The sequence below is a fragment of the Neobacillus drentensis genome (assembly GCF_036965645.1).
Classification (GTDB): domain Bacteria; phylum Bacillota; class Bacilli; order Bacillales; family Cytobacillaceae; genus Neobacillus; species Neobacillus drentensis_D.
In genome coordinates this window covers 22810-47704 of sequence record NZ_JBALPZ010000092.1, presented here as the reverse complement: position 1 = coordinate 47704, position 24895 = coordinate 22810, and the positions used below count along the sequence as shown (strand labels likewise).

Below are 24895 nucleotides of genomic sequence, written 5' to 3'. Positions count from 1 at the left end.
TTTTTAGTCCTTTTCTTTTTGTAGTTCTGCTTGCAGCCGCTCTAACTCTTCTTTTAACTTAATATAATCATTGACAGCATTGACTGCCGTTAGAACAGCAAGTTTATTTACGTCTAGAGTTGGATTCTTATAACTAATTTCGCGCATTTTGTCGTCAACTAACGATGCCACAAGTCGTACATGACCCGGACTTTCCGTACCCATTATGACGTATGATTGGCCGTATATAGCGACGGTTGTTTTATGTTTTTGTATATTTGACAACGTAAAGCCTCCATTCCAGAATCCTACTCTATACTATAACACGAACGGACATAAGTCGAAAAGTCAAACAAACCGAAAATAAAGCCTGACCTTGATCAATTCTGTTTTTTAAACACTTGCAAGAAAATAAATGGAAATGTGGTGTCTTAGTGGGAAATGTGGTGCTTAATTTAGAAATGTCGAAGATTAATGAGATGAAAAACTATTATGCCAAGCAGCTAGTAGATAAAAATATTCCTGGAAGTGTGTTTGCTGCCAAAACACCAGCCTGTATGATTACGGCCTATAAATCTGGTAAAGTCCTGTTTCAAGGGAATGATTGTGAATCAGAGGCTGGGAGATGGGGCAGCCCTGCTGGTGTTCCAAGTAAAAAGCCATCTGCTGCGAAGGGTAAGGGTGAAGCAAAAGGCGACCTTCCTCCAGGAATTGGAGGGATGTCGGCCATTGGTTCAGACGAAGTGGGTACGGGTGACTTTTTCGGACCTATTACAGTTGTTGCCGCTTATGTCAGAAAGGAAGATATTCCGTTATTAAAGGAATTAGGGGTACGTGATTCAAAGGATTTGAATGATGAAAAAATAATTTCCATAGCCAAAGTTATTAAGGATGTTGTTCCATTTAGCTTGATGACATTGAAAAATGAAAAGTATAATCAAGTGCAGCGTTCGGGGATGTCACAAGGTAAAATGAAGGCACTGCTTCATAATCAGGCCATTTTAAATGTGCTGGAGAAGATATCCCCTGCGAAACCGGAGGCCATTTTAATTGACCAATTTGTCCAGCCTAGTACTTATTTTCAGCATTTAAAAGGGCAGAAGGCGATTGCTAATAAGGATGTTTATTTTAGTACCAAAGCAGAAGGAATTCATCTAGCGGTTGCTGCGGCTAGTATCCTGGCACGATATGCGTTTATTCAATATATTGATAAGCTTAGTGAGGCCGCGGGCTTTAAGATTCCTAAAGGGGCAGGATCACAGGTGGATGTGGCAGCTGCCAAGCTGATCTTGAGTAAAGGGCGAGAGTGCCTTCCTTCCTATGTAAAACTTCATTTTGCCAATACTGACAAGGCAATCGCCATTGTAAATAAAAAACGGAACTAAGTCGTTAGGGTGAGAGCCCTTGAATAATGTAATAGTAAATGGCAATTGGAGGGATACGGGTGGCAAAAAAACTAAGTTTATCGGAAATCGATCAAGCTTTGGCGGGTTTGCCGGGATGGAAATTAGACGGTAAATTCATTGTTAAAAAGTATCGTTTTCGGGAGTTTTTGAGTGGGGTAGCTTTTGTGAATGAAATTGCGGAGTTATCAGAGGAAAAAAATCATCATCCTTTTATTGCAATCGATTATAAATTAGTGACACTCAGGATGACTTCTTGGAATGCCGGGGGATTGACGGATTTGGATGTAGCGTTGGCGAAGATTTATGATGAAATTTATGAAAAGATCTAATAAAAAGGGGTTGTTCACACCATTATTGGTGTTGAAACAACCTCTTTTTTAATGATTTGTTAGAAAGTTTAGTGGGGGAATATTTTTATCGGCGGTTTGTGAAAAGATATCGGCGGTTTTTCTTTTTATATCGGCGGTTTTATTTTATTTATCGGCGGTTTTCGCAAGTTTATCAGCGAAAAATTAATTTTACCAAGGAATGGTCTTTGGAGAATATGACCTTCCCTTATTAACACCGGAAGAAATAATGTTTGCCGATTGTAAAAACCTTTTTGCCGTATAAGGTGATGTTATATGACAAAAGTCTCGAAATTGCTCATTCGTTATTTTTGAATCAATTAATAAAAAATAGTCCCTTAGAGCATTTGAGTGAGCGTCTTTTGAATAAATATTACAAGTGGGACAGAACCATTTTGAATTTTTTCGTTCGAGAGGGAATTTATTGCAGTATGGACAGAAAACACCGGTAAATAAATCAGATTTATTTATTCCATATTTTCGTAAAATATAGTTTGTAGGGACTGTATTCATTTTCATAAGAAGGCGGCATAGCTTACGAAGATCCTTAGAATCGAGGACAGGAATAGTAAATTGATTTTCAAAGAATCGGATTTTATTTAGAAAGACGTCTGCTTTACATACACGAGGCTTTACTTTGTGAGCATTTTTTCCTGTGACAACATATGTGGCATTCTTATTGCTGATTACTACTATGTGTTCAATAGGAAGCGGGGGAAATTTATGAGCTGCCAAAAGCTTTCGTAAATATTCTTGGTGTCTTTCAGCTTGGGCAATTGGATAGGGGTAGCCTTTTTCTTTTTCATTATTAATCTGGATAAATTGTTCGTTTTCGGTATCAAATATTAATTTACCAGCCATATTCTTCACTTCAATAATCAAGGCATATTCTCGAGTTATGAGGATAGTATCGTTTTGACAGTTGTATTCCCCATCAGGAAGGTTTAAATCGTGAAGGATCATATATTGATCATTCGGTAAGTATCTTAGATAATAGTCAAACGCTACTTCACCTTGGTAACCAGCACGCCTCCTTCCAAGCTCCTCTTTTATTTCCTGATAGTTAGGATAGTTCAAGGGAAGACGTCGACAAAGTGCCTCTAAAATAAGAATAACCAGTGGAATTTTCCTCTCTTTTATAAGCAAAAATGTTCACTCCTTTCGTCTTTATAATAAATTCTAAACGAAGCGCCGAAAATCCTGTAGAATCTTAGCGAAATTTGTAAGACTTTTTTTAATATCAGCGGTTTTTATTGATTTATCGGCGGTATTCGTAAGTTTATCGGCGGTTTCGAATAACATATCGGCGGTTTTAGCAAGTTTATCGGCGAAAACCAAAGTTCCCCAGCAAATAAAAAAGCTAGCTCGAATCGGTTAGAAATAACCTTTCGAACTAGCCTTAATATTATCCTCGAAGCACGGCTCCAGCCTTTTCTTTTAAGGCTTCAAGCACACGTTCATGAACCTTCGTAACCTCTTCGTCCGTTAATGTACGTTCAGGGTCTAAGTATTTTAATGAGAAAGCAATCGACTTCTTGCCTTCTTCCATTCTTTCACCCTCATACAAATCAAACACCACTGCTTCTTTTAGAAGCGGTGCACCCGTTGTGAGAATGATATCCTTTAAGGTGCCTGACACCGTTTCTCTGTTTACCACAAGGGCAATGTCTCTTGTGATCGTTGGGAAGCGTGGGATGCTGTTGTATTGTAATGGTGCTGTTTCTTCTTGAAGAACTGATTGTAAAGAAAGTTCGAATACATAGGTATCTTTTAAATCTAGTTCTTTTTGAACAGTTGGATGTACTTGACCAACGAAACCAACACTCACTCCGTCCAACTTGATTTCTGCGGTACGGCCAGGGTGCATACCTTCTACTTGCGCCTGAACATATTCAATACGATCTTCTAGGCCAAGCTTTGCAAATAACCCTTCTAAAATGCCTTTCACAACATAGAAGTCTACTGCCTTTTTCTCACCCTGCCATGAATGGCTGTGCCACAGACCTGTAACAGCCCCTGCTAGATGCTCGTTTTCAACCGGAAGTGTATCTTCCCCATTGGATAAGAATACAGCACCTGTTTCATAAACTGCTAAGCTGTCGTTTTGACGTGCACTATTGTATTTTAATACTTCTAGTAATTGCGGCATGATACTTAAACGAAGCACGCTGCGTTCTTCACTCATCGGCATCGCTAAGCGAATTGGATTGCGTTTTTCAAGGGCGTATTGCGCTGCTTTTTCCTCACTTGTTAAAGAATAGGTTACAGCCTGATATAGTCCTGCTCCCTCAAGATATTGGCGAACGACCCGGCGTTTCTTTTGATAAGCCGACAATTTGCCTGGGGTTGTTGAACCAATTGGCAATGTTTTTGGAATATCATCATAGCCGTATAGACGGGCAACTTCTTCTACCAAATCCTCTTCAATTCTGATATCCCCACGGCGTGTTGGTGCTGTTACCGTTATGGTATCCTGCTCGATACTTACAGGGAATTGCAAACGATCAAAAATTTCTTTGATGTCGTTCATTTGAAGCTCTGTGCCTAGGACACGATTAATTTTTTCTAGTGTAATGGATACCACTGCAGGTTCAACCGTTAGTGTATCTACCTCTGAAGTACCCTCAAGCACCTCACCGCCAGCATATTTGGCCATTAAGTAAGCGGCACGTTCTCCGGCAGCACGAACACGATTTGGATCCACACCTTTTTCGAAGCGGGCACTTGCTTCACTTCTTAAACCATGATCTTTTGAAGCTTTACGGACAGTCTGACCGTTGAAATAAGCGGCTTCTAAAAGAACAGTCGTTGTATCTGTAGTAACCTCTGAATTGGCTCCGCCCATTACTCCGGCTAAAGCGACTGGCTCGGTTCCATTTGTAATAACAAGATGGTCAGCTGTTAAGGTCCTTTCAGCGTCATCAAGAGTAACAAATTTCTCGCCATCGGCAGCGCGGCGGACGAGAATTTCCTTTGAGCCTAAACGGTCATAATCAAATGCATGTAATGGCTGGCCGTATTCTAATAAAATATAGTTGGTAATATCAACTACATTATTGTGTGGACGAATTCCAGCATTCATTAAACGTGTTTGCATCCACAGTGGAGAAGGTCCAATTTTTACATTTTTAATGATCTTAGCAATGTAAAGTGGGTTATCCTCTTTTGCATCTACAGTGATTTTTACATAATCTGCTGCTTTTTCATTTGTTGCCTCCAAAGCGGTTTCTGGTAACTTAACTTCTCTTCCTAAGATAGCTGCCACTTCATAGGCAACACCCAGCATGCTTAGGCAGTCCGCACGGTTTGGGGTTAAACTTAGCTCTAACACTTCATCGTCACGATTAAGCTGCGCTAACGCATCAACGCCAACTTCCGTGTCTGCCGGAAAAACAAAGATACCCTCGGAATATTCTTTCGGAACAATTTTCCCTTCCATCCCAAGCTCTGTAAGAGAACAAATCATTCCATTTGACTCTTCACCGCGAAGTTTAGCTTTTTTGATTTTAAAATTACCAGGAAGTACGGCACCCACTGTAGCCACTGCAACCTTTTGGCCTTGTGCCACATTCGGTGCACCGCAAATAATCTGAACAGGCTGCTCTGCGCCGATATCGACAAGACATTTGCTTAATTTATCAGCATTTGGATGCTGTTCACGCTCTAGGACATGGCCGATAACCACACCTTTAATGCCTTCGTTAAGGACCTCTACGCCTTCTACTTCAATCCCGCTTTTTGTAATTTTTTCAGCTAGTTCAGCTGATGTGACACCTGTTAAATCAATATAATCCTGCAGCCATTTATATGATACGAACATGTCGCCAACCTCCTATTATTCAGCTTCAGCGCCTAGGGGCTCTTTGGTCTAAGCCAGCCCGTCATTAAGGTTAAAGAACAACCTTCATGACGGCTCGACTTATGCTTGGCTACAGAAAGCTTGCGCTTTCTGTACGCATTAAGGGAGACTAAGTCGATTTTCAATCGACAATTCTCCCTATATCGCCCCTGTTCAAGGCGCTTCAGCATTTAGTTTTACTCGTGTTTTGAAAACTGTTTTAAGAATCGTACATCGTTGGTATAGAAATGACGGATATCATCAACACCGTATTTCAACATCGCAATCCGCTCTGGTCCCATCCCAAATGCAAATCCTGTGTATTTTTTAGAATCATAGCCGGCCATTTCAAGAACGTTCGGATGAACCATCCCTGCACCTAAAATCTCAATCCAGCCTGTTTTCTTACAAACATTACAGCCATGGCCGCCGCAAATTTTACAAGAAATATCCATCTCAACAGAAGGCTCCGTGAATGGAAAGAAACTTGGTCTAAGTCGAATCTCACGGTCTTCACCAAACATTTTCTTCGCAAAAACCTCTAATGTGCCTTTTAGGTCACTCATACGGATGTTCTCACCGACTACTAGACCTTCAATTTGCATGAATTGATGAGAGTGTGTCGCATCATCATTATCGCGGCGGTAAACCTTACCAGGGCAGATAATTTTAATGGGTCCTTTGCCTTCATGCTTTTCCATTGTCCGTGCTTGGACTGGAGATGTATGGGTACGAAGAAGGATTTCTTCTGTAATGTAAAAGGAGTCCTGCATATCACGGGCCGGATGGCCTTTTGGTAAATTCAGAGCTTCGAAATTATAATAATCCTGCTCTACTTCAGGTCCTTCAGCTACTTGATAGCCCATGCCGATAAATAGGTCTTCAATTTCTTCAATAATTCTTGTCAGCGGATGATGGTTTCTAACTCTGACTGGACTGCCTGGAAGGGTCACATCAATGCTTTCAGAAGCTAATTTTTCTAAAACGGCAGCTTCTTCTAACACTTTCTGTTTCACTTCAATTTTAGCTGCAATGGTTTCGCGCACTTCATTTACAAGTGCCCCCATGACTGGACGTTCTTCAGCTGAAAGCTTCCCCATGCCGCGTAGTACTTCTGTAATAGGTCCCTTTTTCCCCAGGTAAGCAACGCGGATATCATTTAATTCTTTTAAGCTGGCAGACTGTTCAACTTTTTCAATAGCCTCTTGCTGCAATTCTTTTAAACGTTCTTGCATATCATCTATTCCTCCTTAATGGTCATTGGTCATTTTAGGGTAGTTAACTTAATCGTAATTCCGCTGGATTTGAGAGGAATTCCGCCGACTTTAACGTTTATTCCGCCAAACTTTGGATTTTTCCCGCCAACATTGATGGGAATACTGCCAAACCGGAAGGTATTTCCGCAAAATTAAAACAAAAAAACCCCATCCCTGGAAAGGGACGAGGTTTGTTATTCGCGGTACCACCCTTGTAAACACGTTATGTAAAAAAACATTGTGTTCGCTTCATTCAGATAACGGCTTCTGCCGGTACACCTTTACACTTTTAAAAAAATGGTCCTGGTGCCAACTCTGGAGGTGAACTTCTCTAATCTAGAACCATAAAAGTGCTTACAGTCACGGCACTTTCTCCCTAAATGGTCGATAACTAGGTACTTTTCTCCGTCATCGTTTTTACTTTTTTTCAATTGTTCATTATTATATAACGTTTTTCAGCAAAAGGTCAAACGAATTCCACCTATTTTTTCAAATAATAAAGCAAAATCCCTGTCGCAACAGCCACATTTAACGATTCACTTTTCCCAAAAATCGGGATATAAAGGTTGGCGGTTGTACTTGAAAGGAGATCTTTGGCGACACCATTGCCCTCGTTGCCAACGATAAGGGCAAACGATTCCCCGCTGGGAATATCCGTATAGGCTGATGCTCCTTCAAGTGCTGTTCCGTAAACCGGAATATTTTTATCTTGAAGCTTGTCAATCCATTCATGAAGGTCTCCTCTAATGATTGGCAGATGAAAATGGCTTCCCTGTGCCGACCTTAAGACCTTCGAGTTATAGATATCGACACTGCCGCGTCCCACCACAACCGCATCAATACCGGCAGCATCTGCGGTACGAATCATGGTTCCTAGGTTACCCGGATCCTGGGCAGCGTCTATTAATAAGAACGTCTTGCCCTCCTCGGCCAAGATTTCAGCATTCTTACTTGGTACACGGCAAATAGCGTAAATTCCTTGAGGAGTTTCGGTCTCAGTTAATAATTTAGATATTTCTTCTGTAACGAGAGTGACTGGTGTAGAACTTACATCCCAGCGCGGCGGCAGTTCTGCTTGATCAGAAACGATAATTTCTAATATCTGTTCACCGTGCTTTAGTGCTTCCTCTACTAAATGAAAACCCTCTACTATAAACGATTCGCTTTTATCCCGTTCTTTTTTGGTTAAAAGTTTTCTCCACTGTTTTACTTTAGGATTATTGACAGATTCTATATGTTTCAAAACACTTCTCCTTTAATTATCACGATGATTTTTTCATTATATCCTAAAAATATTACATAATAAAACCAAAAACTAGAAAACATAATATTGAATAAAGGTTAACAAATGGAGGGTGCTTACATGAACTTAAACCTAAGAAATGCGATTCTACACAACGTTTCTGGTAATACTCAAGATCAATTAGAAGATACAATCGTGGATGCGATTCAAAGCGGCGAAGAAAAAATGCTTCCTGGACTTGGGGTATTATTTGAAGTGATTTGGCAAAATTCATCTGAAGATGAGAAGAAAGAAATGCTCGAAACCCTTGAAAAAGGCGTGAAGTAATTCACCGGCTGCCAACATGGCGGCTTTTTTTTATCCTAAAAGTCCCTCGGCTAAGACTAACCGAGGGACTAAATTTTATTCAAAGGTAATCTTATCAACCGTCTCACGGTCTAGACGCTTAATGACTTCAACAATCAATTTAACTGCATTTTCGTAATCATCACGATGCAGCATCGCTGCATGTGAGTGGATATAACGAGTCGCAATGGTAATGGCGAGCGCCGGTACACCATTATGCGTCAAGTGGATTGAACCTGCATCTGTGCCGCCGCCAGGGATGGACTCAAATTGATATGGAATGTTCAACTCATCCGCTGTATCCGTAACAAAGTCACGCAAGCCTTTATGCGCCACCATTGAAGCATCATAAACGACTATTTGCGGGCCTTTACCCATTTTACTCATTGCTTCTTTCTCAGAGATTCCAGGTGTATCACCGGCAATTCCAACGTCCACTGCAAAACCAATATCCGGTTCAATTTTGTAAGTAGCTGTCTTCGCCCCGCGCAAGCCAACCTCTTCTTGGACATTCCCGACACCATAGACAACGTTTGGATGATCCACTCCTTGTAATTGCCTTAACACATCAATAGCAATAGCACAGCCAATCCGATTATCCCATGCTTTGGCTAATAGCATTTTTTCATTGTTCATAACGGTAAATTCAAAATATGGGACAACCATGTCGCCAGGACGAACGCCCCACTCCTGCGCTTCCTCACGGCTTGAGGCACCAATATCAATAAACATGTCTTTGATCTCTATTGGCTTCTTGCGGGCTTCTGCTGATAAAACATGCGGAGGCTTGGAACCAATAATACCTGTTACTTCACCATTTCTTGTTACGATCGTTACGCGCTGGGCCAGCATAACCTGTCCCCACCAGCCGCCAACCGTTTGAAAACGAAGGAAGCCTTTGTCGTCGATTTGTGTGATCATAAAGCCTACTTCATCCAAATGGCCGGCTACCATGATCTTTGGACCGCCCTCTTTCCCAACTTTTTTGGCGATTAAACTGCCTAGACCATCAGAAGTGATTTCATCGGCATATGGAGCTATGTATTTTTTCATTACTTCGCGGACTTCACGCTCATTGCCAGGAATACCTTTGGCATCTGTTAAGTCTTTTAACATCGTTAATGTTTCGTCTAGTTTTGCCACGTTTAAACCCCCTAATAGGTATGTACATCCTTAATTATACAAAACGAAACGGACCCGCAACAAATTTCTGCTAATAGTTATTTTGTTGTCTTTGATAATTTACTTCGTTTTTTGAAAAATATGCCTTTTCTATATCCTCATTTGTAAATCCTAATAATGATGACAACTTTAGATACGACTCCACTAATCCTGCATAATCATCAAAAGCCTTACTTTTTTGAAACTGATTAATGGATTCATAGACACGGAGAAACTGTTCAGTCACAGTTCTTGCTGATTCTTGATCCTTTATCGTGATTGACTCTTGATCAAATCCGCATTCAATCCCAAGTGATAAGATAAAGTGAATCCCGTCTACGAACTCTTCTAAAACCACGTCTTTAGGCGAAGAGGGTTTCACACTCCAAAACTTAAAACAGCGGGTTTCATTTGCTAATTCACCAATCTCAACGAATAACGCAAGAACCTTCCGATCAAACAAATCCTCATTTTCAAGCTGGTGTTTTTCTTCAATATGTGAATCCAATGCTTTTTGCATCTGAAATAGCTTTTTTAGTTCCATATAAAGCACTCCTTCTTAAATTTAAATCATAATTTTAATAAAGATGATGAACTCGATGATCGCAAGAACTGGAAAGCCCAGCCTAAAGGATGTATGCTTGGTTTTATGACGAAAAGCTTGCATACCTGCCGTTGTCCCAATCGCCCCTCCAAAAATCGCTACCAGCCAGAGCGTCCTTTCGCTAATTCTATACTGATGGTTTATGGCACGCTTTTTATCTTCTCTCATAACCAAAAGCCCAATTAAGTTCATGACAAGCACCACTAGAAAGAATAGTTTCATTCCATTTTCCCCTTTATAGAAAAAGCCATCCTCATCAATGAGAATGGCTATTATCATTATTACTTGTTGTATTGTTGTTTAGCAACGTTTGCTAATTCAGCAAATGCGTTTGCATCGCTAATTGCAAGTTCAGAAAGCATTTTGCGGTTTACTTCGATACCAGCAAGCTTTAAGCCATGCATTAAACGGCTGTAAGAAAGACCGTTGATACGAGCTGCTGCATTGATACGAGTAATCCAAAGTTTGCGGAAATCACGCTTAACCTGACGACGGTCACGGAAAGCATATTGTAATGATTTCATAACCTGTTGGTTAGCAACTTTATATAATGTATGTTTTGAACCGTAATAACCTTTAGCTAATTTAAGAACTCTTTTACGACGTTTGCGGGTAACAGTACCGCCTTTTACACGTGGCATTAAATTTCCCTCCTATAATAAATCGATCACTTATAATTATTTTACGTAAGTTAGTAAATGACGAATGCGTTTGAAATCGCCTTTTGAAACAAGACCTGATTTGCGAAGCTTACGCTTAGCTTTTGTTGATTTGTTAGCGAATAAGTGGCTTGTATAAGCATGGTCACGCTTAAGTTGACCAGAACCAGTTTTCTTGAAACGCTTTGCAGCGCCGCGGTGAGTTTTCATTTTTGGCATTGTAATAGTCCTCCCTATATTACTTATCGTTTTTAGGTGCTAAAACTAGGAACATGCTTCGTCCATCCATTTTAGGATGTGATTCGATCGTTGCAACTTCCTTGCACGCTTCGGAAAAACGGTCTAACACACGTTGACCGATTTCTTTATGTGTAATCGCCCGGCCTTTGAAACGGATTGACGCTTTTACCTTGTCGCCTTTTTCCAAAAACTTAATGGCATTGCGAAGCTTTGTATTAAAGTCATGTTCATCAATCGTTGGGCTTAGACGAACTTCTTTAGTAGTAATAATCTTTTGATTCTTACGAGCTTCTTTTTCTTTCTTTTGGTTCTCGAATTTGAATTTGCCATAATCCATAATCCGGGCTACCGGAGGCTTTGCATTTGGTGCAACAAGTACCAAATCAAGATTTACTCTTCCGGCAATTTCCAATGCATCGAACTTGGATTTAATCCCCAATTGTTCGCCATTCTGGTCAATTAAACGAACTTCACGAGCACGGATGCCCTCATTTAACAACATATCTTTGCTAATAATTAGCCACCTCCAAGGTTTTATCAAGAATACAACGTCTGGGTCCAAGAATAAGATCACCTTATTGTTTGACACCCAATTTTGATTGACAGGCATGAATTACTTTTAAAGTTGCTATTTCTTAAGTAAACAAACAAAAAAGTGCGGATGAATACACCCACACTTTACAGAACATAAGTAAATAAACAAAAAGTTCACGTAAAACCTGCCAACTGCTCAACTAGCGTCAATCAGGTGAGAAGCGGGTGCTTCTTCTTTTCCCAAAAATAAGTATTCAATTTTACCTTAGTAACTATATCATAGCTAAGATTGCTTGTCAAACGAACTATTTTTCTTTGACAACGAAATTTATTGTAGCAAGAAACAATAAATTATTCAATAGTTTTTTTCTAAAAATGCTGTTAAGGCCTTTTCCAATTGCTCTTGTCCATTCATGATGATCAATCAGCCTAGAAAAACAATCTTCCACGAAAGGCTGTTGACAAGCGGGTTTGATAGGTAAAAGGTACTGTTTATGCTCCTTTTACAGAAGATTAATATTCTAGTAATTCCCACTTTACAATTCTCCTATATTTTTATGTTTGAAATACATAAACTTATAGGAGATGGTTATGAAATGAAAAAAGGTTTAATCGCCAGCCTTGCTTGTTTGTCACTTACGGTAACATCTGCAGCTCCTTTGGCAGTATTTGCTCACCCAATTGAAAGTTCAGCTACTGACAATGGACAATCTACATTACGCCCGATTAATTCTGATGTTGCCGTTATTGCTCATCGTGGGGCAAGCGCATACGGTCCAGAACATACACTTGCAGCCTATAAGCAAGCCATGACGATGAAGGCGGATTATGTGGAATTCGATTTACAAATGACCAAGGATGGCCAGTTAATCGCTATGCACGATGAAACCTTGGCACGAACTACTAATGCAAAGGAACTCTATCCGGACCGTGCACCATGGAGGGTTAAGGATTTTACACTTGATGAAATCAAACGGCTTGATGCGGGCTCATGGTTCAATAAAGCCTATCCAGACAAAGCAAAAACAGAGTACATCGGACAAAAGGTCCCAACTCTTCAAGAAGCAATAGAATTTGTCAAACAACACGGAAATGGAAAAGTTGGTCTTTACATGGAAACCAAAGCACCTAACGTTTACCCCGGTATGGAAGAGAAAGTAATTGAAATCTTAAAAAGAACCAATGCCTTGGATGATGAAAAGCTTTTTCTTGAATCATTTAGCGAGGATAGCCTGAGGAAGTTAAAAACCCTCGCTCCTAAAGTAAAGCTGATTCAGCTTTATACCGGAAGCATGCTTGCAAGCAAAGATGTGTACCAAGAGATGCAAAGAATCTCTGATTATGCTGCTGGGGTAGGTCCTAGTAAGGAGCTTGTTGTTCCAAAACTCATGGAGGCGGCCCATCAAAACAAGCTTCTCGTCCATCCTTGGACCGTAAATTCTCAGGATGATTTGGTATCTATGCTCTCTCTGGGTGTCGATGGAGAGTTCACAAATAATCCTGACCTGTTGGACGATTTACTGAAAAAGCCATTTATTTCACATGGAGTGGCAAGTGGTGATGTAACCAATTCTTCCGCTATTTTATGGGCTCGTACAAATGGAGAAGCAGGAGTCCAATTTGAAATTTCAACTGACAGTAATTTTAAAAATAATACAATCGTAAAAACTAGTCATGCAACTGAAGATGATGATTTTACAGTAAATGTAGAGGTCAAGGGATTAAAAGCCGATACAAAATATTATTATCGTGCTCATGCCCTTTCCAGTAAGTATATGGTAACCGGATCCTTTAAAACTGCACCAGAGGAAAACAGCTTAAAGCCAATGACAATGGTTTGGGGTGGAGATACTGGCGGCCAGGGAGAGATTCCGCCATATAACTCTTTTAAGGCTATGGCTAATTTAAATCCAGACTTCTTCCTATTCAGCGGAGACACCATCTATGCAGATAATAAAACACCTGCTGTCCCTAACCCTCCTTCTAAAACAGTTCAGGATTTCTGGGCTAAATATAAAGAAAACCGCACAGATGCTGGTTTGCGGAGTCTTTTACAAAAGACAGGGACATTCTCGATTTGGGATGATCATGAAGTAACTAATGACTTTTCAGGTCCTTCTCAGGAGCTTACTCCCACTGGATTAAAAGCGTTTAAAGACTATTGGCCGATTTCAAGTGAGCGCAGTTCTGCGGACAAGCTTTATCATAAATACTCTTGGGGAAATACCATGGATATGATTATCCTGAACAACCGCGGTTACCGCTCACCTAACACACAGGCTGACGGACCAGATAAACAGATGCTGGGTGATGAACAGTTAAAATGGCTGGAGCAGCAGCTGCTTGAGTCGGATGCAAAAGTGAAACTGGTAGCGACTTCCGTGCCAATCTCTGTACCGACCGGAAAAGCAATGGCTAGAGATGGATGGGCAGATGGGGACAATGTTAATCCTAATGACCCGACAGGCTATGAGACCGAGTTCAAAAAAATCTCAGATTTCATTATCGAAAAAGGAATTAAAAACGTCTTTTTTGTTACCACTGATGTCCACTTTGCCGAAATCATCAAGTATGATGCCAATAAAGATGGAAAAACCGACTATAATGAGCTCATCAGTGGTCCAATCGGCGCTGTAAAAATTAATCCTGGCACCTTGGATCCAACCTTTGGCCCTGAAAGGTTATACTCAGAAGGTAATTTCTTCAACTTCGGTGTGTTTAAGGTGGACCCTTCAAGTAAGAAGGCTACTGTCGAAATCCAAGATGAAAACGGGAAGACTCATTTCACTCATACGTTCCAGCTAGAGGACTAAATTAGCGAGTTCCAAATAAAAATACCACAGCCCAAAAAGGCTGTGGTACTTTTTCATTCTAAGCTTAGCCGCGTTTTACTTCTGCTAGAAGTCCTGCAAGGAAATCAACAAAGGCTATAGTTTCTGATTTTTGTTCACCATATTTCCGAACGTTGACCGCATTATCTTCCACTTCTTTGTCGCCAACAACCAGCATATATGGAATTTTTAGCATTTGTGCTTCGCGGATTTTATAGCCGATTTTTTCATCACGGCCATCTAATTCTACACGGAATCCTTCATTTTGCAGCTGTTCCTGAACCTGTTTCGCATAATCGTAATGAGCGCCAGGAGAAACCGGAATCACCTGCACCTGTACCGGAGCAAGCCATGTAGGGAATGCCCCTTTGTATTCTTCAATCAAGTAAGCAACAAACCGTTCCATTGTCGATACAACACCGCGGTGAATAACGACAGGACGATGCTGCTTGCCATCTTCCCCGACATAATTTAAATCAAATCGTTCAGGCAGTAAGAAGTCTAATTGAACAGTGGATAATGTTTCGTCTTTACCTAATGCAGTTCTTACTTGCACATCGAGCTTAGGACCATAGAAGGCTGCTTCTCCTTCAGCTTCGAAATAATCAAGACCAAGATCATCCATTGCTTCCTTCAACATGCTTTGTGCTTTTTCCCACATTGCATCATCATCAAAATATTTTTCAGTATCTTGCGGATCGCGGTAAGAAAGACGGAACGAGTAATCGTTAATATTAAAGTCTTTATATACTTCTAGAATTAAATTCACAACACGTTTGAATTCATCTTTAATTTGATCTGGACGGACGAAGATATGAGCATCATTTAATGTCATTCCACGGACACGCTGCAAGCCTGCTAATGCCCCTGACATTTCGTAACGATGCATTAGCCCAAGCTCCGCAATCCGAATTGGAAGCTCACGATAGCTGTGCATGCTGTTTTTGTACACCATCATATGGTGCGGGCAGTTCATTGGACGGAGCACTAATTGCTCGTTATCCATTTCCATAATCGGGAACATGTCTTCATGATAATGATCCCAGTGACCTGAAGTTTTGTATAAATCTACGCTTCCCATAATTGGCGTGTACACGTGGTCATAACCAAGACGCTGTTCTTTATCGACGATGTAACGTTCAATCACGCGGCGGATAGTTGCCCCTTTAGGAAGCCATAACGGCAAGCCCTGACCAACTAATTGATTACTAGTGAAAAGACTTAATTCTTTCCCAATTTTCCGGTGATCACGCTCTTTTGCTTCTTCTAATAAACGAAGATGCTCTTTTAAGTCTTCCTTCTTGAAGAAAGCTGTACCGTAAACGCGCTGCAGCATTTTATTATCGCTGTTGCCGCGCCAATAAGCACCTGCAATACTTAATAGCTTAAATTCTTTGATTTTTCCAGTAGAAGGGACATGAACACCACGGCAAAGGTCAAAAAATTCACCTTGCTCATAGATTGTTACTGTTTCTTCATCAGGAATCGCTTCAATTAGTTCAAGCTTGTAAGGATCTCCCGCTTCTTTAAAAAGCTGTACCGCTTCAGCACGGCTTACTTCCTTACGAACGATTTCAAGATTTTCATTGACGATTTTCGCCATTTCCTTTTCAATCTTTGGCAAATCCTCTGGTGTTAACGATACATCAAGATCCATATCATAATAGAAGCCGCCTTCAATAACCGGGCCGACACCTAAATTGACATCTGGATAAAGCCTTCTTACTGCTTGTGCCATTAGATGAGCTGTACTGTGGCGCAATACCTCTAATGCCTCACTTGATTCAGGTACAACGATTTCTATAGAACCGTCTTCTAGAATAGGACGGCGAAGATCAAACATTTGACCGTTCCATTTGCCGGCAATTGCCTTTTTCTTGAGGCCCGGGCTGATGGAAGCGGCAATATCTTCTGTTGTTGTTCCTTTTGGGAACTCCTTTACTGCCCCATCAGGAAACGAAATCTTTACAACATCTGACATATTAACTCCTCCTTAATTGAAATGCGGAAGCGCCTTGCCTGGGAAAAAAAGTAGTTCATTTTTTCCAAGGGGCTGGAGCTGGACATTTCTCATTGTAAAAAATAAAAAAACCCGTCCCTAGGAATAGGGACGAGTTTTGATTAACACGTGGTTCCACCCAATTTTTCATCTTTAATATGAACCATTAAAAATGACTTTGGTCAGGTAACGGCTGTAGACCGTCAACAATTACTTATTCCAAAAATGAAATGTTCACTGTCGAAGTTTAAAGGTGGTAAGTATTTAGTCCGTGTTAGAAGACTTTCAGCCGGTGGTCTTCCTCTCTTTAAACCGTAAAGAAATACTGTTATCCTTATCATTACTTTTACTTCAATATTTGCTATGTACGTTATTATAATGATTTACTTAAAAAAAAGCAAGGTACATAAAACTAAATATTGACATAATCATATCATTTTATGCATGATTTTCATTCGATCCCTGTTCCGCTGTCCATTCCTTCAAATTTCTTAAGGCAGTAAAATTTTTTATTGTTACCCTTTCTTCAAAGATATTTTTGATCGTTCTTACCAGCGGCTCATCTGGGTTATTTGTGTAAAGATAAATAGACGTGGGAGCAATCGACAGTAGTGGTGCGATTGAAACTGAATCCACATAAACCGGATGATTGACTAATAATTTCCGGTCAATCATTCTCGTTAATTCCGCCCGCTTAATTTCTGCCAGCTCCTCATTATAAAAAGTAATTTCCCCATCGAATAATACATGCAGGGCTGCCATTTTCGGCTCCCGCTTTACTAAAAAATCGCGGAGCATTTGAATAAACATTTGATATTCCTGCTCCATTTTATATTCATCAATGGCGAGTTCAACATATTCTTCGAGCATCTGAAGGTACGGCCGCAAGCGAAATTTAAGTAAAGAGTCAAATGAGAAAGTAACATTTTCTTGAAAAATATGATCCAGTGCCTCCGCAATAAAAGACGTCTCTTTATTGGTTTCCTTTAAGAAAACGGCAAGATCCTCTCTTTGACCTTCCAGGATGGAATAAATAATCTCGATAATCGCCTGCTGTTCTTCTTCGTCTTGAAAAAAATAGTGATTCTTAATAATATCTCGAAACCAGTCATCACGTTTCACGGTGATAATAAAATCATAAAAGGCTTTTTTCACCTTATTAAACATATCATTTGAAAAGATCCCATCTAATACTTGTACTATATGTCGATCTTCTATTAGAAGAATAGTTTTTTCATCAGAATTGAATGGTACATACGTTAGCAAGTGGTTAAAAAACCGGTTCGCATCCATTTTGCTCTGGAAGATGATTTCCGCCAACCAAATCCCCCCTTTTTAGAAAAATCTCTGTTTAATATATATGGGGGACTTGGCCAAAATAGAAGTACGCTAGGCTATAGAAATATTATTTAAATAAAAAATAGGACTGCCTCGAAGTTAGGCAATCCCTTAATACCAAAATTATCTCCTATTCGGCCCATCTACTAACACAGGCTCACTCAAGGTACGGATTCTTTCCATAATCCTGCGTGCTTTCATTTTCTCTTCCTCGCCGCGCTGGCTGTAGGTTAAATGATGTTCCAGCCCTTTTAAATCAAAATTTGACGTAAAAAAGGTAGGAAGGCTTTCCAGCATCCGGAACTGAAGGATAGGTCCAAGAACCTCGTCCCTTGTCCAACTTGACACAGCTTCTGCCCCAATATCGTCCAGCATTAAAATCGGTTCTTTTTTCAATGCCTCAATTTTTTCATTTAGGGTGGAATCGGCTATTGAACTTTTCATTTCTCGCAATAATTCCGGTACATAAACAATCATGGAGGAGATATGTTTTTTGGCAAGCTTGTTAGCTATGGCACCTAGTAAATAAGATTTCCCCACTCCAAATTCTCCATATAAAAATAAACCCTTTGCTGGCTTCCCTTGTTCATAGTTTAAGATAAACGAAAGTGATTTTTGAATCGCGTCAATTCGATTATCATCATGTTCCAAGTCTTCAAACGTTGCATTTAAGATATCTTTTGGAACATATAAACTTTTAATTAACTTTTCATTTTTTCTTTTTTCATCGTCCATTATTTTTCTTGGGCACTGTTCATATCTTACATCAATTAGATTCCTTACCAATACCAATTCCGGCTGGTATCCCTTCATCATATTGACACAGCCATCAAGACTTTCACACTTATGACATTCTTTGCTTTGGTTAATGTATTCATATAACTTATTTAGACCCTTTTCAACTGCATCCTTGGTAAGTTCATTTTGATGTTCTCTTATAAACGATTTAACAGCCGGATGCGACAGCGTTTCTTGCCGCATTTTTTCATATCGTTTTTGAAAGTTCTCACTTGAGGCTATCCGTTTTAGTGTTCGGTTTATCTTTTCCATATGGCACCTCTTACTCTTCGATTGCTTTTAACATTTCTTCAATTTCACGTTTTTTAGCCTCTAAATCTGGATTTTTTTCTTTTGGTCCTTGTTCAGGTTCTTTATTTGGTTCTTTATCAAACCAGTCAGGCAAAAGTTCGGTCCTTATCGGTTTTTTATTTGACGCCTTTTTGTTTTTCTTTTCTTCATTCCAAGAAAGATACTTACTATGCTCACTTCTAGCTAATTCCATTGCCTCTTTTACAGTTTTAACTTCCTTGCGCGCCCAATGGCTGGCAATCTGCTCCACATAATTCTTTGTAAATTTCGAATCTGCTTTTAACAGGACATATTGGATGAGAACATTTACCACACCCGGCAGTAACTTCTTCTTGGACATCACATCTTCAATAATTTTCATTTCGGTATCAGAGGGTTCAATTCCGTGGGAAGCGTCTCTAAATACCTTAATGGGAGAGGTGGTTTCTAATGAACGGACCAACACTTCTTCTTTCGTCTTTGGCTCGTCCAATTGGACCCGGTACTTTGGCGGCTGTGTCCGTTCTACTAAGCTCGGATATTGCTCATTATTTTCAAATTGGTACCAGTTCCGTGCTGCTTTTCTTAAGTCTTCAAGGTCGATTTCATTATTTGGATTAATGGCGTCGAGAATTAAATTTTTCATTTCAATCGGATTTATATTATAGAGAAATGAAAGATTACTAATGACTTCTTTCACTTTTTTCGTTAATGCCTTTTTAGGTACAAGCGATTCATTTAAGCCGGCCATTAAAAGACCAAAATCAAACGTATCCACATCAATTTGGATCCCCTTTTGCTCCCGGCGTCCAATAAACTGTTCATCCTCTTCTGCTTGTAATTCCCCTGAAACATCCTGTATATATTGCATGCTCCCTAATGTGGCCGAAGCAAACACATCCTGAAATGCCTTTGTTACATCATGATATTCACTTTCATTGGGTTTTTGTAAATCGGTAAAAAAGCGTTTTAAACGGGCAAAATGGTTTTTCCCAATTTTCCGGAACAAATAAATGTTCAGCATTCCATCTAAAAAGAATTGCTCCGGATTCAAAGGCGGCTTGAGCTCATAAATAAAGGAACGTTCATCATCCAAGTTCTTAACATAGGTTTTGATTAACCCGATTCCTTCTAACTTTAACCGTGCTTCGTATATATCTTTTAAATTCATTCCCATTAGATTCATTAGTAAATGGTGTGTGGATGATTCTGACCAGAGACGATTCTCTTCAAGCTCTGCCCAGAGCGTCATATATAAGCTTAAACACGTGGACCCAATCAGAGGCTGATATAAAAACGTCAGCACTTTCCGGTCATATTCATGCAGCAGCCCTCCGGCAGCTACTATATAACGGTCGATAGGAAGAATTTCCTGCCAATGCTGCGCCATATCCATTCAACCCTTCCCCTGTATAAATTAAGAAAAAGAGCCAAAATCTTTAGCTCCTTTTACGATTTTTCTTTTTTTATTAATTCCTTAAGTTCGTCTATAAATACATTAATATCCTTAAATTGCCGGTAAACGGAAGCAAATCGTACGTAGGCGACTTCATCTACATGCGCAAGCCTGTCCATAACCATCTCGCCAATCGCCTCACTTTTGATTTCTGAAATGCCCTGGCTGCGAAGGTCTTTCTCTACACCATGCGTAATATCCTCTAACTCCTTTAGAGCAACAGGGCGTTTCTCACACGCCTTAATCAGGCCCCTTAGAATTTTATCACGGCTGAATTCTTCTCTTGTTCCTTCTTTTTTAACTACAATCAGGGGAATCTCTTCAATCTTCTCAAAAGTAGTAAAACGATAACCGCATTCCTCGCATTCTCTTCTTCTCCGTGTTGCACGTCCTTCATCAACAGGCCGGGAATCAAGCACACGTGTACCATAATTTTGACATGAAGGGCACTTCATTGTTAATCAACTCCAAATCTGAATAAAAGAACTTGCCACTGGTTTTCCCCAAAGGGGCGAAGACAAAGTCGTTATACGTTTCATATTCTAAAAACATGCCTATATCCCGAACAAAATCCTTACGTTTATCTTATAAAAAAGCCGACTTTAACACAAGTAGGGGATTACGAGTTTTTTCTTATTTCGACAAGGTTATGTAGTTTATTAATCTTTTCATAATAGGATTCGATTCTTTTTTTCAACTGCGGATACATGCCTAGGATGGAAAAACTCTCTGAAGAAATATTAAAATCTACTGCCGTTTCCAATGGTTTGACAGAAACAATAGTTACAACAAGAAAGCAAGAGATTGGTTTATTAATTTCAACAGCAATTTCCCCATGGTCTTTAGATACCGTCGTTACCCGACAATCCGCATCATCATGAAATAACTTTTCTACAGACTGAAATAATTGATTAAAGGTTGCCTTATAATAGTGCGTTTTTAACGAGTCATCCGTATTTCGATCAGTCGTTTCGATTTGTTTTTTAAAACGTGTAAAAATATTCACCATAGCAGCCATACCCTCCATGTTTCTTCCTTTTTCTCTATTTTACAACATTCTGATAAAAATATAAAAAGAGGTGTACGATTTGGTACACCTCTTGTTGTATTTTATTTTAAACCACTAAAAAAATGCTGTCAAATGACAGCATTTTCATAAATGATTGTAAAGAATAATTAGCTGACTTTCACCTTCGAGATTTTGGCGATTCCCTCTGCCACATAAAGGGCAAGATCGACCACTCTGGATGAATACCCCCATTCATTATCATACCAAGCTAAGACTTTCACTTTTCTCGTTCCCATTACCATCGTCGAAAGGCCGTCAATAATAGCAGAATGAGGGTTTGTATTAAAGTCTACAGATACTAAGGGTTCCATTGTAATATCCAAAATTCCTTTTAATGAGCCGTTTGCTTCTTCTAAGAATACCTGATTAATCTCGTCTAGTGTAACATCACATTTTAAATCTACCACAAGGTCTACTAATGAAACATTTGGCGTAGGCACACGTAATGCCATCCCGTGGAGTTTTCCTTTTAATTGTGGAAGTACCAATGAGATAGCTTTAGCCGCCCCAGTTGTAGTGGGGATGATAGATTGTCCACATGAACGGGCTCTCCGTAAGTCTTTGTGGGGATTGTCGATATTCTTTTGGTCGTTTGTATAAGAGTGGATCGTTGTCATTAACCCACACTCAATACCGAATTTTTTATCTAATACCTTTGCAACCGGAGCAAGACAGTTTGTTGTACAAGAGGCATTGGAGATAATATCATGCTGAGTGAGATCAAGCATTTCTTCATTTACCCCCATTACAATTGTTACGTCCTCATTTTTGCCTGGTGCGGTTAAAATAACTTTTTTGGCACCTGCTTCAAGATGTAGTGCAGCCTGTTCACGAGAATTAAATTTTCCCGTTGCCTCAATAACAATATCAATCTCAAGTTCTCTCCATGGCAATTCCTCAGGCACACGATTATTTAATAGTTTAACTCGTTTACCATTGACAATTAATTCTTTATCTAAAGGAATGACATCTCCCTGAAATGGCCCATGATTTGTATCATATTTAATGAGATGAGCTAATGTTTCTGCCGGATAGCTTGCATTGATTGCTACCACCTCAAGATTACTTTCAAGGATTGCTTTTCTAAAAACCATCCTGCCAATTCTCCCAAATCCATTAATGGCAATTCTTGCTTTCATTTTATGACCCCTTCCTTATTAGTGTTATACTTTTAACTAGTATTATTATAATTAGTATAACACATTTAGGAATAATTGTGATCATTAAATAGCGGATATTTTGAATAATTTTAAATTAGTTGGTCACATTCCACTTTCCACATAAAAAAAAAGAAGGCTAGTGCCTCCTTCAATACATTATTTTTGTTTTATCCCCCATTTAGTTAATACAGTATGAAGCTGTTGTTTCGTCTCTTCAATGGTTCCATTATTATTAATGACAGCGTCCGCAAGCTTAATTTTTTCTGATAAGGACATTTGTGAATCGATCCTTGCTTTTGCATCAGCAATGGTTAGGTTATTTCTATCCACTAATCTTTGCAATTGGATATCACTGTCTACATATACGAGTAACGTTTTTTCCACCATTGAGGTAAGTTTACTTTCAAATAATAAGGGAATATCCAAGACCACCACTTTTTCATTCTTCCTCTTGGCAGTCTCCACTTGTTCAAGCATTCTTCGTCTTACATCTGGATGGGTGATTTCATTTAACCGCTGCCGTTTGTCAGCTTGATGAAAGATAATCGCGCCAAGTTTTTGCCGGTCGATTCCACCATTTTCTAAAAGAATACCCTCACCAAATTCAGTAATAATCGCTTGGTAAGCGGGTTCCCCTTTCATTACTGCTAAGCGGGCTTCTACATCTGCATCGATAACGGTGATGGACATTTCTTTTAACATGTTTGAAACTGTACTTTTTCCACTGGCAATTCCGCCTGTTAGCCCAATAACTAGTGACATGCTTTGTTCCTTTCTAAAGTTATAACTTCATAACTCCGATAATGATTAATAAGACTCCTGGTAAGAAGGTGAATTTTTGAATCCATTCAAATTTATGAAAAAATGTGCCACTTTTGATCCCTAACAGAACAAATAGAGAACTCATGACAGCGACCGCAAATGCTAAGGAAAAGGGAGAATACCCAAGCATGGCCGCTCCAATCCCTGCACCAAAAGAATCTAAAGATAAGGCGAAGCCAAGCATTAAGGCTTCAATTCCTGTAATGGTTCCAGATTGGTCAAAATCGGCAGACATCGGCTTTTTTAGGATGTTTATGGCGATTCCTAAAGAGCGTATTTCAAAGTTAACGATGGTTTTTTCATGTGTCAGCTCTTCTTTTTCTTTCTCAGGTCGAAAGAACTGATATAACACCCAGGCACCCAGGCCAATTAAGATAATTCCACCTAGGCTTGCCGTTAGTTTGGGGGATAATATCTTTTCAAGACCATGTCCGATTGACACGGCTATCATTAATGAAACAGCCGAGCAGGTAGCAATAATTAAAACGGATTTAAGCGGCATAACCATTTGCCGTAATCCGTACGTGAAGCCAACGCTAAAGCTGTCAAGACTGAGAGCAAAAGCTAATATAAGAAGTGAGAACAACTGAACCATGATGTCTAGGGCTCCTTCCTCCAAAATCACTACGATAGTATATGGCAGGAGCCCATCCAATGTGTTTTGTTATTCTCTTTCTTTCAACAACGCTATGTCTGTCCTATTTTTTCTGGCACTTAGGACAATAGTGTGTTCCCCGACCGCCAACTGTGGTTTTCTCAAGAGGAGTCCCGCATTTTTTACATGCCTCTCCAGTCCGGCCATAGGCAAATAACTCCTTTTGAAACATTCCGATTTGACCTTGAGAATTTACATAAGAACGAATCGTACTGCCGCCTTGTTTAACCGCCTCACTTAAAGTCGCGACAATCTCCTCGTGAAGAACTGATATTTCCTCAGGATTTAGCGAACTCGCAATCCGTTCAGGATGAATACCGGAACGAAACAAGGCCTCATCGACATAAATATTTCCTAAACCAACAAACAGTTTTTGGTCTAATAAGGCCGTTTTCACCCTGCGATTCGTCTTTTTTAATTTTTCGGCTAAGTATTCCTTTGTAAACTCTTCTGAAAATGGCTCCGGACCAAGTTCCAACAATGGAGGCTTTAGAAACTCTTCCCCTTTTATATAAAGATGCATTGTTCCAAATTTACGGACATCACGATATCTTAATTCGGTATTATCGGTAAAATGAAAAATCACATGTGTATGCTTATCAAAAGGCTCTTCTTGTGGATACAGACCATATTTGCCCTCCATGCGTAAATGGGACACCAACGCAAATTGATCTGTATAAATAATTAAAAATTTACCTCTTCGGCCTACATCAACGATTGTTTCTCCTTTGAGGGCATCAATAAATTGCTCCACCTCAACAGGATTTTTAATGATTTTAGGCCAATAGACAGAAATATTGGCAATTTCCTTATGAAGGACAAGATGTTTTAATGTTTTTCTAACAGTTTCTACCTCAGGAAGCTCCGGCAATGTTAATTCTCCTT

Annotated in this window: 25 protein-coding genes and 3 other annotated features; of the genes, 4 read left to right on the top strand and 21 right to left on the bottom strand. The window is 39.7% G+C overall.

The genetic code is table 11. From position 1 onward, the window contains the following. Positions 1 to 3 precede the first annotated feature (3 nt). Positions 4 to 264 carry a cell division protein ZapA gene (zapA, locus tag V7266_RS18110; protein WP_335469665.1) on the bottom strand — a complete coding sequence of 87 codons (261 nt, stop codon included), beginning with the start codon at positions 262 to 264 and terminating at the stop codon, positions 4 to 6. A gap of 149 nt (positions 265 to 413) precedes the next feature. Here zapA and rnhC point away from each other — a divergent pair, with 149 nt between their 5' ends. Further along, positions 414 to 1364 (top strand): ribonuclease HIII, encoded by a 951-nt coding sequence (gene rnhC, locus V7266_RS18105; RefSeq protein WP_335469663.1) that lies wholly within the window; start codon positions 414 to 416, stop codon positions 1362 to 1364. Between the two features lie 59 nt (positions 1365 to 1423). Next, positions 1424 to 1714, top strand: coding sequence for a 4a-hydroxytetrahydrobiopterin dehydratase (locus V7266_RS18100; RefSeq protein WP_335469662.1), 291 nt, complete (start codon positions 1424 to 1426; stop codon positions 1712 to 1714). A 189-nt stretch (positions 1715 to 1903) separates the two neighbouring features. Here V7266_RS18100 and V7266_RS18095 read toward each other — a convergent pair whose 3' ends face one another. The 4 genes from V7266_RS18095 to V7266_RS18080 form a co-directional block, all read right to left on the bottom strand. Next, on the bottom strand, positions 1904 to 2878 hold the full coding sequence (locus tag V7266_RS18095) for a nuclease-related domain-containing protein (RefSeq protein ID WP_335469661.1): 975 nt from the start codon (positions 2876 to 2878) through the stop codon (positions 1904 to 1906). 259 nt (positions 2879 to 3137) lie between these two features. Next, complete coding sequence (gene pheT, locus V7266_RS18090; protein ID WP_335469659.1) at positions 3138 to 5552, bottom strand: phenylalanine--tRNA ligase subunit beta; 2415 nt, start codon at positions 5550 to 5552, stop codon at positions 3138 to 3140. A gap of 215 nt (positions 5553 to 5767) precedes the next feature. Continuing rightward, complete coding sequence (gene pheS, locus V7266_RS18085) at positions 5768 to 6805, bottom strand: phenylalanine--tRNA ligase subunit alpha (protein ID WP_335469658.1); 1038 nt, start codon at positions 6803 to 6805, stop codon at positions 5768 to 5770. Between the two features lie 198 nt (positions 6806 to 7003). Then, positions 7004 to 7247: a binding site (T-box leader), on the bottom strand. A gap of 60 nt (positions 7248 to 7307) precedes the next feature. After that, complete coding sequence (locus V7266_RS18080) at positions 7308 to 8069, bottom strand: TrmH family RNA methyltransferase (protein WP_335469657.1); 762 nt, start codon at positions 8067 to 8069, stop codon at positions 7308 to 7310. A gap of 120 nt (positions 8070 to 8189) precedes the next feature. Here V7266_RS18080 and sspI point away from each other — a divergent pair, with 120 nt between their 5' ends. Further along, positions 8190 to 8396, top strand: coding sequence for a small acid-soluble spore protein SspI (gene sspI / locus V7266_RS18075; protein WP_098526887.1), 207 nt, complete (start codon positions 8190 to 8192; stop codon positions 8394 to 8396). Between the two features lie 75 nt (positions 8397 to 8471). Here the strand turns inward: sspI and V7266_RS18070 are convergent, their stop codons facing one another. The 6 genes from V7266_RS18070 to infC all read right to left on the bottom strand — a co-directional run bounded on the left by V7266_RS18070 (position 8472) and on the right by infC (position 11580). Then, positions 8472 to 9557, bottom strand: coding sequence for a M42 family metallopeptidase (locus V7266_RS18070; protein WP_335469655.1), 1086 nt, complete (start codon positions 9555 to 9557; stop codon positions 8472 to 8474). Between the two features lie 70 nt (positions 9558 to 9627). Further along, positions 9628 to 10119: a dUTP diphosphatase gene (locus V7266_RS18065; RefSeq protein WP_335469654.1), complete on the bottom strand. Its 492-nt coding sequence runs from the start codon at positions 10117 to 10119 to the stop codon at positions 9628 to 9630. Positions 10120 to 10140: 21 nt separating this feature from the next. Continuing rightward, complete coding sequence (locus V7266_RS18060) at positions 10141 to 10401, bottom strand: DUF1294 domain-containing protein (protein WP_335469653.1); 261 nt, start codon at positions 10399 to 10401, stop codon at positions 10141 to 10143. A 59-nt stretch (positions 10402 to 10460) separates the two neighbouring features. Then, the gene (rplT, locus tag V7266_RS18055) at positions 10461 to 10820 is read right to left on the bottom strand and encodes a 50S ribosomal protein L20 (protein ID WP_098532740.1); all 360 of its coding nucleotides are present in this window, start codon (positions 10818 to 10820) and stop codon (positions 10461 to 10463) included. 36 nt (positions 10821 to 10856) lie between these two features. After that, positions 10857 to 11057, bottom strand: coding sequence for a 50S ribosomal protein L35 (rpmI, locus tag V7266_RS18050; RefSeq protein ID WP_215044037.1), 201 nt, complete (start codon positions 11055 to 11057; stop codon positions 10857 to 10859). Between the two features lie 19 nt (positions 11058 to 11076). Beyond that, entirely contained in the window at positions 11077 to 11580 is a 504-nt protein-coding gene (gene infC, locus V7266_RS18045) for a translation initiation factor IF-3 (protein WP_205178214.1), read from the bottom strand. A gap of 141 nt (positions 11581 to 11721) precedes the next feature. Continuing rightward, positions 11722 to 11855, bottom strand: a sequence feature (ribosomal protein L20 leader region). A gap of 353 nt (positions 11856 to 12208) precedes the next feature. Between infC and V7266_RS18040 the strand changes: the two genes are divergently transcribed. Then, complete coding sequence (locus V7266_RS18040) at positions 12209 to 14425, top strand: glycerophosphodiester phosphodiesterase family protein (protein WP_335469651.1); 2217 nt, start codon at positions 12209 to 12211, stop codon at positions 14423 to 14425. A gap of 64 nt (positions 14426 to 14489) precedes the next feature. Here the strand turns inward: V7266_RS18040 and thrS are convergent, their stop codons facing one another. The 10 genes from thrS to mutM all read right to left on the bottom strand — a co-directional run bounded on the left by thrS (position 14490) and on the right by mutM (position 24881). Continuing rightward, positions 14490 to 16424, bottom strand: a complete 1935-nt coding sequence (gene thrS, locus V7266_RS18035) for a threonine--tRNA ligase (protein ID WP_335469648.1) — start codon at positions 16422 to 16424, stop codon at positions 14490 to 14492. A gap of 122 nt (positions 16425 to 16546) precedes the next feature. Further along, positions 16547 to 16792 (bottom strand) — a binding site (T-box leader). Between the two features lie 88 nt (positions 16793 to 16880). Continuing rightward, entirely contained in the window at positions 16881 to 17762 is an 882-nt protein-coding gene (ytxC, locus tag V7266_RS18030) for a putative sporulation protein YtxC (protein WP_335469647.1), read from the bottom strand. A 141-nt stretch (positions 17763 to 17903) separates the two neighbouring features. Further along, positions 17904 to 18830, bottom strand: a complete 927-nt coding sequence (gene dnaI, locus V7266_RS18025; protein ID WP_335469646.1) for a primosomal protein DnaI — start codon at positions 18828 to 18830, stop codon at positions 17904 to 17906. 10 nt (positions 18831 to 18840) lie between these two features. Further along, positions 18841 to 20238 carry a replication initiation and membrane attachment family protein gene (locus tag V7266_RS18020; protein WP_420491445.1) on the bottom strand — a complete coding sequence of 466 codons (1398 nt, stop codon included), beginning with the start codon at positions 20236 to 20238 and terminating at the stop codon, positions 18841 to 18843. A gap of 59 nt (positions 20239 to 20297) precedes the next feature. Continuing rightward, on the bottom strand, positions 20298 to 20759 hold the full coding sequence (gene nrdR, locus V7266_RS18015) for a transcriptional regulator NrdR (RefSeq protein ID WP_026563356.1): 462 nt from the start codon (positions 20757 to 20759) through the stop codon (positions 20298 to 20300). 164 nt (positions 20760 to 20923) lie between these two features. Continuing rightward, positions 20924 to 21313, bottom strand: a complete 390-nt coding sequence (locus V7266_RS18010) for a hypothetical protein (protein ID WP_335469643.1) — start codon at positions 21311 to 21313, stop codon at positions 20924 to 20926. A gap of 167 nt (positions 21314 to 21480) precedes the next feature. Next, positions 21481 to 22512, bottom strand: a complete 1032-nt coding sequence (locus tag V7266_RS18005; protein ID WP_335469642.1) for a glyceraldehyde-3-phosphate dehydrogenase — start codon at positions 22510 to 22512, stop codon at positions 21481 to 21483. Positions 22513 to 22689: 177 nt separating this feature from the next. Next, a complete protein-coding gene (coaE, locus tag V7266_RS18000; RefSeq protein WP_335469640.1) occupies positions 22690 to 23295 on the bottom strand; it encodes a dephospho-CoA kinase in 606 nt (201 codons plus the stop codon). 19 nt (positions 23296 to 23314) lie between these two features. Further along, on the bottom strand, positions 23315 to 23950 hold the full coding sequence (gene ytaF, locus V7266_RS17995; RefSeq protein WP_335469638.1) for a sporulation membrane protein YtaF: 636 nt from the start codon (positions 23948 to 23950) through the stop codon (positions 23315 to 23317). Between the two features lie 103 nt (positions 23951 to 24053). Beyond that, entirely contained in the window at positions 24054 to 24881 is an 828-nt protein-coding gene (mutM, locus tag V7266_RS17990) for a DNA-formamidopyrimidine glycosylase (protein ID WP_335469636.1), read from the bottom strand. Between the last annotated feature and the right edge of the window lie 14 nt (positions 24882 to 24895).